The sequence below is a fragment of the Microcoleus sp. Pol11C2 genome (genome assembly GCF_036701505.1).
In the GTDB taxonomy this organism is placed as follows: domain Bacteria; phylum Cyanobacteriota; class Cyanobacteriia; order Cyanobacteriales; family Microcoleaceae; genus Microcoleus.
This window is the reverse complement of record NZ_JAUBQX010000044.1, coordinates 1-13,148: the sequence shown is the minus strand read 5'-3', so window position 1 is coordinate 13,148 and position 13,148 is coordinate 1. Positions and strand designations below refer to the sequence as shown.

General features: G+C 45.6%; 13 protein-coding genes. 8 read left to right on the top strand and 5 right to left on the bottom strand.

Annotated features, from left to right (window positions below):
• Nucleotides 1-788 precede the first annotated feature (788 nt).
• Both QUA42_RS21230 and QUA42_RS21225 read left to right on the top strand, forming a co-directional pair.
• Nucleotides 789-1,727 (top strand): UDP-glucuronic acid decarboxylase family protein, encoded by a 939-nt coding sequence (locus QUA42_RS21230; RefSeq protein WP_333139811.1) that lies wholly within the window; start codon nucleotides 789-791, stop codon nucleotides 1,725-1,727.
• Between the two features lie 127 nt (nucleotides 1,728-1,854).
• On the top strand, nucleotides 1,855-3,243 hold the full coding sequence (locus QUA42_RS21225) for a UDP-glucose/GDP-mannose dehydrogenase family protein (protein WP_333139809.1): 1,389 nt from the start codon (nucleotides 1,855-1,857) through the stop codon (nucleotides 3,241-3,243).
• Between the two features lie 105 nt (nucleotides 3,244-3,348).
• Here QUA42_RS21225 and QUA42_RS21220 read toward each other — a convergent pair whose 3' ends face one another.
• Nucleotides 3,349-3,819: a hypothetical protein gene (locus QUA42_RS21220; RefSeq protein ID WP_333139807.1), complete on the bottom strand. Its 471-nt coding sequence runs from the start codon at nucleotides 3,817-3,819 to the stop codon at nucleotides 3,349-3,351.
• Nucleotides 3,820-3,985: 166 nt separating this feature from the next.
• On the opposite strand from QUA42_RS21220, the gene QUA42_RS21215 reads away from it, so the two are divergent.
• Together QUA42_RS21215 and ppk1 are read left to right on the top strand one after the other, a co-directional pair.
• Nucleotides 3,986-4,204, top strand: a complete 219-nt coding sequence (locus QUA42_RS21215; protein WP_006632503.1) for a helix-turn-helix domain-containing protein — start codon at nucleotides 3,986-3,988, stop codon at nucleotides 4,202-4,204.
• A gap of 125 nt (nucleotides 4,205-4,329) precedes the next feature.
• Nucleotides 4,330-6,513, top strand: a complete 2,184-nt coding sequence (ppk1, locus tag QUA42_RS21210; protein ID WP_333139805.1) for a polyphosphate kinase 1 — start codon at nucleotides 4,330-4,332, stop codon at nucleotides 6,511-6,513.
• Between the two features lie 260 nt (nucleotides 6,514-6,773).
• Here ppk1 and QUA42_RS21205 read toward each other — a convergent pair whose 3' ends face one another.
• Together QUA42_RS21205 and QUA42_RS21200 are read right to left on the bottom strand one after the other, a co-directional pair.
• Nucleotides 6,774-6,944, bottom strand: coding sequence for a hypothetical protein (locus QUA42_RS21205; RefSeq protein WP_333031883.1), 171 nt, complete (start codon nucleotides 6,942-6,944; stop codon nucleotides 6,774-6,776).
• Between the two features lie 202 nt (nucleotides 6,945-7,146).
• A complete protein-coding gene (locus QUA42_RS21200) occupies nucleotides 7,147-7,407 on the bottom strand; it encodes a hypothetical protein (protein WP_006632500.1) in 261 nt (86 codons plus the stop codon).
• Nucleotides 7,408-7,727: 320 nt separating this feature from the next.
• Here QUA42_RS21200 and QUA42_RS21195 point away from each other — a divergent pair, with 320 nt between their 5' ends.
• The 4 genes from QUA42_RS21195 to QUA42_RS21180 all read left to right on the top strand — a co-directional run bounded on the left by QUA42_RS21195 (nucleotide 7,728) and on the right by QUA42_RS21180 (nucleotide 10,119).
• Entirely contained in the window at nucleotides 7,728-8,279 is a 552-nt protein-coding gene (locus QUA42_RS21195; protein WP_333139803.1) for a DUF2854 domain-containing protein, read from the top strand.
• A 211-nt stretch (nucleotides 8,280-8,490) separates the two neighbouring features.
• Nucleotides 8,491-8,688: an NAD(P)-binding protein gene (locus tag QUA42_RS21190; protein ID WP_333139801.1), complete on the top strand. Its 198-nt coding sequence runs from the start codon at nucleotides 8,491-8,493 to the stop codon at nucleotides 8,686-8,688.
• 108 nt (nucleotides 8,689-8,796) lie between these two features.
• The gene (locus QUA42_RS21185) at nucleotides 8,797-9,561 is read left to right on the top strand and encodes an FAD-dependent monooxygenase (RefSeq protein WP_333139799.1); all 765 of its coding nucleotides are present in this window, start codon (nucleotides 8,797-8,799) and stop codon (nucleotides 9,559-9,561) included.
• A gap of 114 nt (nucleotides 9,562-9,675) precedes the next feature.
• Nucleotides 9,676-10,119, top strand: coding sequence for a hypothetical protein (locus QUA42_RS21180; protein ID WP_333139797.1), 444 nt, complete (start codon nucleotides 9,676-9,678; stop codon nucleotides 10,117-10,119).
• Between the two features lie 152 nt (nucleotides 10,120-10,271).
• Here QUA42_RS21180 and QUA42_RS21175 read toward each other — a convergent pair whose 3' ends face one another.
• Both QUA42_RS21175 and exaC read right to left on the bottom strand, forming a co-directional pair.
• The gene (locus QUA42_RS21175) at nucleotides 10,272-10,616 is read right to left on the bottom strand and encodes a DUF779 domain-containing protein (protein ID WP_333139795.1); all 345 of its coding nucleotides are present in this window, start codon (nucleotides 10,614-10,616) and stop codon (nucleotides 10,272-10,274) included.
• Between the two features lie 165 nt (nucleotides 10,617-10,781).
• Entirely contained in the window at nucleotides 10,782-12,302 is a 1,521-nt protein-coding gene (gene exaC / locus QUA42_RS21170) for an acetaldehyde dehydrogenase ExaC (protein WP_333139793.1), read from the bottom strand.
• Nucleotides 12,303-13,148 lie beyond the last annotated feature (846 nt).

Sequence of the window (13,148 nt, the reverse complement as noted above, 5' to 3'; positions counted from 1 at the left end):
ATTAATCTTACTATTAGACCAAATATTTACATTATTGGCAGTCCTAACGGTTAAAGTAAAACTACAGTTTTTCCGAGATTATTACCCTATTTTTTAGAATGTTTTGAATATGTAAATGCAGATGCGATCGCCGCCGGAATGTCCCAATTCAAGCCAGAGTCAGTCGCCATCCTCGCAGGACGCTTAATGATACAAAGACTGCGAACTTTATCAGACTCTGGCACCGATTTCGCCTTCGAGACCACTTTAGGCGATCGTAACTTTGGTCGATTCTTGAGAAACTGTAAAGCTAAAGGCTAGACAATCAACCTGATTTAGTTCGGGCTGCAATCTCCAGAAATCGCAATTGAACGAGTGCAACGCAGGGTTGAAAGTGGCAGACATTCTATTGCCGAAATCGACATAATTTCTCTCCTATAGCTTTTCAGAGAAGTCGACCCTGGTTTTTTCAAATAAGCCCGTGAAGCGCAGCTATCCCCTAGCGCATCGCCCAACCTCAGACCGAAGTCATCAAATAACCAATAACCACTAACAAATAACCTAACTAATGTCAAGAGTGTTTTTTCGGAAATATTAAAGCTTAAATAAAAATTGCTACCGACATTTGCGAATTATAGCACTTTGTTCCAAGTATTTGAAAATGCTAAGTTAATTAAAGATTTTATAAAAGTGACGCATAAGTCTTTACATTGTCGATCGCAATTTTGTTATTCTATTAGAAAGTTTCATTCGAGCGACTGAATTTTTGTACTCCAGTCCTACCCCTAAACAGAACGGCAGTTTCCACAATGAGAATTTTAGTCACAGGCGGTGCGGGTTTCCTCGGTTCTCACCTAATTGATCGCTTAATGGCCCAAGGACATGAGGTAGTCTGCCTGGATAATTTTTACACCGGGACTAAACGCAATATCCTCAAATGGCTGGACAACCCGTATTTTGAGCTGATCCGCCACGACATCACGGAACCTATTCGGTTAGAGGTAGATCAGATTTACCATCTGGCTTGTCCCGCTTCCCCAATACACTATCAGTACAACCCTGTCAAGACAATTAAAACAAACGTCATCGGCACGATGAATATGTTGGGATTGGCCAAACGGGTAAAAGCAAGATTCTTTCTCGCTTCCACTTCCGAAGTGTACGGAGATCCTGACGTTCATCCACAAACAGAAGATTATCGTGGCAACGTTAATTGTATCGGGATCAGATCGTGTTATGACGAAGGGAAGCGAGTAGCTGAAACCTTATCTTTTGATTACCATCGTCAAAATGGGGTAGACATTCGAGTTGTGCGAATCTTCAATACCTACGGCCCCCGGATGTTGGAAAATGACGGTAGAGTAGTGAGCAATTTTATTGCTCAAGCTTTGCGGAATCAACCGCTCACTGTATACGGCGACGGCTCCCAAACCCGGAGTTTTTGCTACGTTTCTGATTTGGTGGAAGGATTTATTCGTTTGATGAATAGCGACCAAATCGGACCGATGAATTTGGGGAATCCCGGCGAATACACTATATTGGAACTGGCACAAAAAATTCAAAACACGATTAATCCAGGGGCAGAAATTATTTTTAAACCGCTGCCAGAAGACGATCCAAAACAGCGACAACCGGATATTACTCGTGCTAAAAATTGGTTGGGGTGGGAGCCAACTGTGCCACTTGATAAAGGTTTAGAGTTGACTATAAAGGATTTTCGCGCTCGCATAGAGGGAAACCAAAAGTAGAGACTGGGAGAGGGGGAGACTGGGAGAGTGGGGGAGAGAAAAAATCTTCCTTATTCCCAATTCCAAATTCTCGATTTGCGATTACCAATTCCTATCTGATTTTTTTACTAACTTTGAGGACATTTGTATGCATGTTTGCGTCATCGGTACAGGATATGTTGGCTTAGTCACCGGCACTTGTTTGGCCCACATCGGCCACCACGTGATTTGCGTAGACAACAACGAAGAAAAAGTTAAATTAATGAAGTCTGGACAGTCGCCTATTTTTGAACCCGGACTGTCTGAATTAATGTCCTCTGGATCTGCGTCTGGCAATCTAGAATTTACTTCGGATTTAGCAGCCGGAGTGGCTCACGGGGACATTTTGTTTATTGCCGTGGGGACGCCTCCTTTGCCTACTGGGGAAAGCGATACTCGCTACGTGGAAGCGGTTGCTCGTGGAATTGGAGCTCACCTCGACGGCGATTACAAAGTCATTGTCAATAAATCTACGGTTCCCATCGGTTCCGGGGACTGGGTGCGGAGGATTGTCCTCGACGGTTTGGCGGAACGTCAAAAAGCTCAAACTAATGATGCGGCTACGGGTGAGGAAGTAGCCGCAAAAAAAGGTGTGGTATTTGATGTAGTTAGCAACCCGGAGTTTTTGCGGGAGGGCTGTGCTGTTTTCGATACTTTTAATCCCGATCGCATTGTTCTCGGCAGCAACTCTCGGCGGGCTATGGATATGATGCTACAGTTATACCGGCCGATTGTCGATCGCAAGTTTGCAGAAAATCAGTCTTTGCCGGAGGTTCCTGTGGTGATGACTGATATCAGTTCAGCGGAGATGATTAAGTACGCAGCTAATGCTTTTTTGGCTACGAAGATTAGCTTTATTAATGAAGTTGCTAATATTTGCGATCGCGTCGGTGCAGATGTTAGTCAAGTTGCCCGAGGTATCGGCTTAGATTCACGGATTGGCAACAAGTTTTTGCAAGCTGGCATTGGTTGGGGCGGTTCTTGTTTCCCCAAAGATGTCTCAGCTTTAGTTCACACTGCTGACGATTACGGCTACGAGGCACATTTGCTGAAAGCAGCAGTGGAAGTTAACGAACGCCAGCGGTTCATTGCTATTGAAAAGTTGCAGCACGTTTTGAAGATTCTCAAAGGTAAAACTGTCGGACTTTTGGGTTTGACTTTCAAGCCGGATACTGACGATTTGCGGGATGCTCCAGCGCTGATTTTAATCGAGAATTTGAATCGGTTGGGAGCGAAAGTTAAAGCTTACGATCCGATCGTTTCTCAAACTGGGATGCGTCACGGTTTGTCGGGAGTTTTGGTAGAAACTGACCCGGAAAGGTTGGCCGACGGTTGCGATGCTTTGGTGTTGGTGACGGACTGGGAACAGTTTCGCAATTTAGATTACGATAAAATGGCGAAGTTGATGAATCATCCAGTGATGATTGATGGCCGCAATTTCTTAGACAAGAAGGCTTTAGAAGCGGCTGGTTTCCAATATGTGGGGATTGGAAGGTAAAGAAGAGTTTTGAGTAGAATCTCTATTTCGTAGGGTGCGCCGAAGCGCACCTTACATTGATTTTGCTGGTGGCAAACAATCGCGGGTTTACTCGCGCCGACTGCTTTAAAAATTTTCCATCAATGTTTTTTGTTGAGCGTAAACATCTCGTAGCTGTTGCAGCGCTGAGGCAGAAATTACCGATTTAACTGTAGCAACTAATTTGCCCCACTCAAGCAAGCTGTCAACTGAAACAGCGGCTTTGAAGTTATACATATAGAATTTAGTCCAAAAATCTGGTGCTTGTGTCCGTTTCCAGCGTTTGTACCAGGCGACAAAATCTTGCGCACAGGGCGGTTTTACTTCTAGGATTGGGGGGAAATCAGCGTAGCTGACAAATCGACTGAGGCCTTTGGCATGAACATACACCACGTTGTGGCAGCAATCGATCCGGTATATCTGTTCAGGTGAGATGTTGAACAGGAGTGCCACTGTTTCTTCGGTGACAAATCTCGATCGCGGATTGACGATCGACGATTTGTGAATAATTTTTGATGCGCCGATCGCTGACGATCTTAGCTGATTTTCTGATATCATTGTAGTTGCATCTGGTGGTGGTAGCTAAATCTATCTCTGCTAAGTGCGATCGACAGAAATTATCTGTCGGGATTAATTTTAACTGGCGATCGTCTTTAGTTTGCAGACCGGGGGCGATCGCTTTTTGATATATTATACTAAATCCAAAATTTTGTAAATAGTGAATATGAGCAAAGGCTTAGTCAGATTGCGGGTTCGAGAGTTGGCTGCCGAGAAGGGATGGACGCTCAAGGAAGTTGCGGAGCGATCGGGCGTGGGCTACAGTACGATTAGCAATTATGCTCGTTCTCAGGGGATGGCAATGGTTGACTTTGCAGCAGTCCACAAGTTGGCTCGAACTTTTGATGTGATGATTGAGGATTTCGTGGTAATCCTAGAAAAATAGTTGAAAGTTTTGCCTAAATTCAAGGTTTTAGCGCTCGACCAAAAGCAGATGCGAACAAATAGTTTAACCTGCGATACTAATTCACAGATGCGATCAACAGAGCCTCCCAAAGACTCCCTCAAACCATGCCCAAGCCAAAAAAGACCCCCGCCAAAACCTACACTGAAATCAACCTCAGCGACCCCCAATACTACTTCAACCGAGAACAAAGCTGGCTAGAATTCAACAACCGCGTGCTCCACGAAGCCCTCGACCCCCGCACGCCCCTCTTAGAAAGACTCAAATTTCTCGCTATTTTTAGCTCCAACCTAGACGAATATTTTATGGTGCGCGTGGGCGCCCTCAAACAACAAGTACACGCAAAAGTCAGCAAATTAACCTCCGACGGCCGCACCCCCCAACAACAGCTAGATGCCCTGAACAAGCGGCTTTTGCCGATGGTTACTCAGCAGCACTCGTATTTTGAGCAAACCCTGCGGCCGAAACTAGCAGCAAGCGAAATCTACATTCTTGACTACATTGACCTCAATCAAGAACAGCGCAATTACTTGCACCGCTACTTCAAAGAACAAGTATTTCCCGTACTCACTCCCCTAGCAGTTGACCCCAGTCACCCATTCCCCTACCTTTCAAATCTCAGCCTCAATTTAGCAGTAGTAGTCAGGGACCCCGACACCCGGGAAGAATTGTTTGCCCGCGTCAAAGTACCGCAGGTTTTGCCGAGGTTTGTGCCGCTGCCGGGGGATTTGCAGTGGCAGCAGAGGGGCAAATCTCCTGTTTGGACTGGCGTGCCCCTAGAACAGGTGATTGCCCACAATTTAGAAGCTTTGTTTCCGGGGATGGACGTAGAGGAATATCACCCGTTCCGCATTACTCGCAATTCCGATTTGACGGTGGAGGAAGATGAGGCAGAGGATTTGCTGCTGGCAATAGAACAGGAGCTCCGCAAGCGCCGGTTTGGAGGTTCTGCGGTGCGGATGGAAATTCAAGCGATTATGCCGCCTGCGCTGCGAGATATGCTCATGGAGGAGCTGGATATCGGTGAGCAAGATGTTTACGTCGTAGAGGGGCTGCTAGGCCTCAAGGATTTGATGTCTTTTGTGGGGCTGCCGGTGCCGGAACTGAAAGACCCGCCTTGGACTCCGGTTGTGCCGCCGCGATTGCGGAACTCGGAATCGGCAAGGATTTTAGACAAATCGAGGTTGGATGCTGAAGAGGGCGAGGATATTTTCACCACCATCCGGCAGGGGGATTTGATGCTGCACCATCCCTATCACTCGTTTGCTGCGACGGTACAGCGGTTTATTACTGAGGCGGCGCACGATCGCTCCGTGTTAGCGATTAAGATGACTTTATACCGCACTTCGGGTGATTCGCCGATCGTCAGCGCCTTAATTCAAGCAGCGGAAAACGGCAAGCAGGTAGCGGTTTTAGTAGAGCTCAAAGCTAGGTTTGACGAAGAAAATAATATTAATTGGGCTCGCAAGTTAGAACAAGCGGGAGTCCACGTAGTTTACGGTTTGGTGGGACTCAAAACCCACACCAAAATTGTGATGGTAGTGCGTCGCGAGGAAGGGTATATCCGCCGCTATGTCCACATCGGCACCGGCAATTACAATCCCAAAACAGCCGGACTCTATACCGATGTGGGTTTGTTGAGTTGTCGCGAGGATTTGGGATCGGATTTGACGGATTTGTTTAATTATTTGACTGGTTATTCCCGACAGGTATCTTATCGCAAATTATTGGTGGCACCGGTCAATATGCGCGATCGATTTTTAGCTTTAATCCGGCGTGAGGCAGAATTCTGCCGCTTGCAGGCCGAAAGCGGTATCAGTAGCTGCGGCCGCATTGTCGCTAAAATGAACGCTTTAGTAGACCCTCAAATCATTGTTGCTTTGTACGAAGCTGCACAGGCGGGAGTTAAAATTGACTTGATTATTCGGGGGATTTGCTGTTTGCGTCCCGGCGTTGAGGGTGTTAGCGAAAATATCAGAGTTATCAGTATTATCGGTCGCTTTTTAGAGCATTCTCGGATGTTTTATTTTTTCAACGGTGGGGATGAAGAGGTGTATATTGGTTCTGCGGATTGGATGCAGCGCAATCTCACAAGACGGGTTGAGGCGATAGTTCAAGTGGAAGATCCGACAATTGCCAAGGAATTGCAAGAAATTTTGGGAGTAATGCTGGCGGACAACCGCCAAGCTTGGGATTTGCAGTCTGGGGGACACTACTCTCAGCGGCGGCCACCTGCTAATTGCCCGGAAGTGAGCTCTCAGCAAATTTTGATGGATATGGTGATGAATTAGTCAGTTGACAGTTGACAGTTGACAGTTGTCAGCGGTTATTGGTCAAATTTGCAGTTGACAGTTGTCAGTGGTTATTGGTCAAATTTGCAGTTAGTCGTTGTCAGTTCTTGTTAGCTATTAAGCTGTAATGCATTTAATTTTAACTTTTAGGGCGGGCATCTTGCGCGCCCTAAAAGTTTTAATACACCGAAATATGCAGATTAAATGCGCGACAACTAACAACTGCCAACTGCCAACTGTCAACTGTCAACTGTCAACTGTCAACTGTTAAAAGTGCGCTTGAATTCTTCTAAGAGATCGTCAATTTCTTCGATCGCCTGACTCACATCTATTCTCAGGGCTCCCAAGTCCGATCGATCTAACAGCCGCACGAGGGATTCCCGCTTGACTTCGATCTCTGCTACGCGCTCTTTGATTGTTTGTGCATCCATGGTTTTTTGCCTTTGCTACTATTAACAAAAATATTTGACATTCTCCTCTGCGAACAGACGGAGATTCTTAATTCACCGACCTACCTTTTTGGGCAAATCCTTCACTTTTTTTATAGGGGAAGTGATGAACCTGCTCATGGTTTTTGAGTCTGTGTTATAGTTTGATTGTACATCAAAACCTCAGCCAAACTCCAGCCACATTTTAACGTAAAAAAGGCGGACGTTTGGTATCTGCGGGTTTATTTTTCATCATTCCAGCTAAAAATCGCTTCAGGGCCTTCTCCCGGTTTTTCATAAAAGCAGCCCAAAATCCCGGTTGATATTCATCCATCGTCTTGGCTAGGGCCCAGACATCGATCGCTAAGATATTATAAAGCCTTTCATCTTCGCGTTTGAGCGAGTTAATCTGCTCCAAAACCGCCTTGTTTGCTCCAGCAGTTTGTTTGTCTTCGTCTTTAATCATGTCCGAAAAATGGTTGAAAGGGCAAGAGTGTCGATCGCGATCGCCACTCTGTATACTTTGATGATACTGCCGATCTCGATTGCCTTCTGGAACCAACGCCGCGCAATTAACACGGATATTTACCGATGGCGTGCCCGGGCGAGTCCGGCAGGATAAGCTTCTGAACCTAGAGACAAGACTGTGGATGCACACCGCTCCCGCGCTCATAGATGCTAGCAGTTTTTACAGGTCTTTTGGCAAAAAAACTAAATTTATTCAAGACTTTTTGACAGATAATAATTAAAGTATATTATTTCTGTCCGACTACTTACCTCACTAATATGTTACGTAAAATTTCTTTAGCAAACCTAGCCTTAGTTGTGGGCGGTATTATAGCAGCAGTCGGTTTCGGAGCCTACTTCACAGACAGACCTACTCTGAACCTAGCCGGTTTTTTTTATGGAATTCCGCTGTTGCTGGGAGGTTTGGCCCTGAAAGCGGCCGAACTCGAACCAGTGGATTTCACCGAACCTACCTCTGCTGAAGTTCTCCTCCTGCGAGAAAGTCAGGCGACAGATACTCAAAACCAAGTCCGCAAAGATGTCACCCGATTTCGCTACGGCCAACAAGCGCACTTAGATGATGCTTTGGAGCGCTTGGGCCTGGCCCCGACAGACGAGGAACGGCCCCTCCTGCAAGGGTTGCGGGAAGTTGATGTTGATGGTGCTTATGGGTTAATTCTAGAGTTTTATTCGCCACTAATGCCGATCGAAGTCTGGGAAGAAAAGCAAGACAAAATAGCTACTTTTTTTGGGCCGGGTTTGCGCGCACAAGTGAGTCAAAAGGCTGGTGACAAAATTGAAGTGGCTCTCATTAAAAATACTCAAGCTTAAAGTAGTCTTAACTTTTGAGTGCGTGAATTTTGAAGTCATCAATTAAACATTAATCCTGCATCAGCTTAGATACTGATTTTAGCGACAGCTTGAAATCTGTCGCTATCAACATAAACTAAACCCGCAATTGGGCGATCGCGCAAATTAGATTTTCCTTAATTACAATAATAGTTGAGAACCGATCGGCAATCTTAAATCAGGAGAAGCACAAATGGTTTCGTCCCAAAGCAGGATAGGTATTATCGGCGCCGGAACATCAGGAGCTTATCTGGCAATTCTGCTGATTCAACAAGGGTTTCAAGTTGACTTGTTTGAAAAAGCACCCCATCCGCGCACCGATGGCTGTGGTATCCTGATCGTACAAGCAGGTATGCAAGCACTTCATCAAGGCAACCCTGAAATCACCTAAAAAATTATCCACTCAGGCGATCCGGTTAAATTATTCGAGTTTCGCAACCTCCGCGGCGGTGTCATCAATTCCGAACCCGTCACCTACGAATAAAATGAACTCCCAGGAATGCTGGTACACCGCAAAGCTATTCTAGAAGCACTCCTCGACAAGTTACCCCCTGACTGTATTCATTTTAATGCAGAATTAGCATCGATCGCCCAAACCGAACACAGTGCGATCGCCCACTTCAAAGATGGCAGTAAATGGGAAGGCGATCTTTTAATTGGTGCAGATGGAATCGTCTCAAAGGTTCGTCAGTATATAGTTCCAGGTGTTGAACTATTCTATTTAGGCGATATTGTGTGGCGAGGAATAGTCGAAGATCGCAGCTTCTGTCCAGAAGGAAACTTTTTTGTTTATGTACGCGGCCGAGGAATTTATGCCAACTTCTTTCACATTGGTGGAGGTCGCACTCATTGGGGTTTCTTTATTGAAAAAGAGCGCACAGACTCCGAAATCGGGAAACTACAACCTAATAATATTACCATTCCTCCCCAAGAACTAGCAAAACTCCCAGATGATGCGCGAAATGTGATTGAATCAACCCCTGTGGAAAATATTTTCTGTCGTTTTTCCTATGACATTGACCCCCTGCCAAAAATCTATGATGGTCGTGTTATCTTAATTGGAGATGCGGCCCACGCCAAAAGTTCCACACGCGCTAGAGGTATGACTTCCGGTTGGGAAGATGGTCTGTGTTTAGCAAAACATCTCAGAGATAGTGCTAATATTGCCGAAGCGCTAGAAAATTTTCAAGCTGAAAGATTACCTATTGTCCATGAATATCAACGCACTAGCCGTGAAATGAGCCTGAAAATAGGTCGTCGTTAGCCCAATAAAAAATCATCAATATACCCAGATACCCGACTTTTTGAAGAAATCGGGTATTTCAGAAAAAAGCATTTTACTCGATCGCGTTTTGTAAACAAAGTGGAGGCTGATTTAATGAGTAACGCTCCTGTAATTCGTCAAGATACCGTCAACCCTCTCAACTCTCCCGATTTTGATAAAGTTCCTGAGATTTTTACCCGTCATATTGGTACTTGGCAAGGTGCATTTATTAAGACTGATACTCGCGGACATTTTTCTCGCAGCTTCTTCGGTAATTTTACCATCTTGATTGAGGGAAGTCACTACCAACAAGTTAATAATTATAAATTTTCAGATGGTTCTCGCCGGCAGCTTAATTTTCAAGGGGAATTTGAAGAACGGATTCTGAAATTGTCTTCTAGCAGTTATTCGGATTTTTCGGCGATCGTTTGGGATGCAGGCAAGGAAACAGTTTGCTTTCGGGCAACTAAAACCGAAGATAACGCACTGATAACCTTCGTTGAAACAATGACATTACTCAGCGAAAATCAGCGAGTTCGTAGCACTCAAGTCTTTTAAAATGGCATTTTCGCTGGTATCTCCTTTATTGAGGAAATACGTTTGTAGTCGAAGCAACAACTGCATCTTCTTCTTTCTCTTCATTTGCGTTCTTAGCGCCTTCGCGGTTCATTTAATCCTACTCCATAAGCGCTCGGATTTTAAAAAACCGGTTAATTCATATTGGCAAACAAGCGAGAACGAGTAATAAAACGCTCTCCATCCGGCCCTTCTAGGGAAAAATCGCTACCTCCGGGCCCCGCTGCCACGTCTATAATTAACTGCGTGTGCTGCCAATATTTGTATTGCTGCGCTGCAATATAAAAGGGACAACCGCCTATTTCGCCGAGCAATATGTCACCATCACCGATTATCAATTCGCCATCGGGAAAGCACATGGGGGAACTACCGTCGCAGCAGCCGCCGGATTGGTAAAACATCAATTCTCCGTGTTGAGTTTTGAGATAGTTAATTAATTTTAAAGCGGATTCTGTTGCGGTAACTTTTGCAGTTTCCATTGCAGTCTGTTTGTGTAGCAATTTTATTTGGTTTATGAATGAGATTTTTTTATGAACCGCAGAGGGCGCAAAGGACGCAGAGAAAGAGAGGAAAGAGAGAAAGAAGGAGTTGACGAATCCTTGAAGTTTGTCTTTCTTCTTTCTTCCTTCCCAATGACTAAAACCTTAGAAAAAACCTAAAGCTTTGGGGCTGTAGCTGATTAACAAATTCTTAGTTTGCTGGTAGTGATCTAACATCATTTTGTGATTTTCGCGACCGATTCCAGATGATTTGTAGCCGCCGAATGCTGCGTGCGCGGGATACAAATGATAGCAGTTTGTCCACACGCGGCCTGCTTGAACGGCGCGGCCCATGCGGTAGGCGGTGTTGATGTCGCGAGTCCAAACTCCGGCACCTAAACCGTAGAGAGTATCGTTGGCAATTTCTAATGCTTCGGCTTCGTCTTTGAAGGTGGTGACTGCTAATACTGGGCCGAAGATTTCTTCTTGGAAAATTCGCATTTTGTTGTTTCCTTTGAAGACTGTCGGCTGGAAATAATACCCGTCTTGCAAGTCGCCGGATAAGATGTTTCTTTCGCCGCCAACCAGGCATTCTGCGCCTTCGGCGTGACCGATTTTGACGTATTCGGCGATTTTTGCCATCTGGTTGACGGAGACTTGCGCGCCGAGGGCGGTTGTCGGATCTAAGGGGTTGTCTTGTTTGATTTGGCGGATGCGATCGATCGCCCTTTCCATGAATCGATCGTAGATTGACTCCTGAATTAAGGCGCGGGAGGGACAGGTGCACACTTCGCCTTGATTGAAGGCAAACATGACTAATCCTTCGACTGCTTTGTCGAGGAATTCGTCGTCTTGGGCGCAGATATCTTCAAAGAAAATGTTGGGGGATTTGCCGCCTAGTTCTAGGGTGACGGGGATGACGTTTTGGGAGGCGTATTGCATGATTAGCCTGCCGGTGGTGGTTTCGCCGGTGAAGGCGACTTTGGCAATCCGAGGACTGGTGGCGAGGGTTTTGCCGATTTCGGCGCCTGGCCCGTTAATGACGTTGATAACGCCGTCTGGTACTAAGTCGGCGATGATTTCCATCAGTACCAAGATTGAGGCGGGGGTGGGGCCTGCTGGTTTGAGGACGACGCAGTTGCCGGCGGCGAGGGCTGGGGCGAGTTTCCAGGCGGCCATTAATATCGGGAAGTTCCAGGGGATGATTTGTCCGATGACGCCTAGGGGTTCGTGGAAGTGGTAGGCGACGGTGGTTCCGTCGAGTTCGCCGATCGACCCTTCTTGAGCTCGGATGCAGCTTGCGAAGTAGCGGAAATGGTCGATCGCCAGCGGTATGTCTGCGAGGCGGGTTTCGCGAATTGGTTTACCGTTGTCCCAGGTTTCGGCGATGGCGAGGCGATCGAGGTTTTCTTCGATTCGATCGGCAATTTTGTGTAAAACCCGCGCCCTGTCTGCTGGGGAAGTCTTACCCCACTTGTCTTTCGCGTCGTGGGCGGCATCCAGTGCCAATTCTACATCCTCGGCGGTCGATCGGGGAACTTGACAAATTGATTTTCCTGTAATTGGAGACAGGTTTTCCGAGTATTTCCCTTTCACCGGCGCTACCCACTTACCGCCGATAAAGTTGTCGTAGCGAGTTTGAAAAATCGACTGACTGCCGGATTGAACAGGTGCTGCTACTACCATTTTATTTCCTGATTAAAATTTGTTTTCGCGGACGCTTAAAATCTCTTGCATATCAACTATCGTCTATTTTCCTGAAGTTCGGTTAATTTATATACAAAATTTTACATTTTTAAATTATTTTGCAGTCCCTGTAGGGGCGGGGTCACCAACAATCTCATGCTAAAATCAACTATCTCAAAAACCCGCATCCACTAACGCTAAATACTATTCATTAACTGTGTCGCAGCGGAAGTTATATCCGAAATTTAGTACCTTTGCCAGCTTGCAATAAACACTTTAACTCTCCTTTTTTCTGCTCTACAATTATCCGATAGCCGAGAGGAATTATTGACGAGATGGCTGGTTCTGGCAACCCACAAGGGAGCAGAAAGTGGCGCTGTGACATATTTTTTTGCTAATTGCCATATTGTTGTTATCACCAACCTCACTATAAATCCCCTGAGTATCAACCACCTCAGTGCCAATCCAAATCACAAATTTAAATTTAATGGATTGCAACTATTACAACTGTTGCGCTGACTATTCTAAAACATCGCTCGCGTGATTGATAATATTTAGGAAAGCTTGATTTATCGGAGCTGCATAATGCTCAATCCGTGGCAAATCTCCGATTTATTTCATCAGTTTGATGCCTAGTCGTCCCTCACAAATAATCACTTTTTTTAAATTTGTCCCCGAAGGTAAAACCTTCGCAGCGTTTTATTGCTAAAATTGAAAACAATAGTAAATAAGTGCATTCATCATTATCAATGTGAGAATATTGCATAATATTTATTGTAATTGCTCAACTAGGGGAAAAAAGGGAGCCATGAATAGAGAGGGCTTGTTGAATAGCTTGATAAGCAG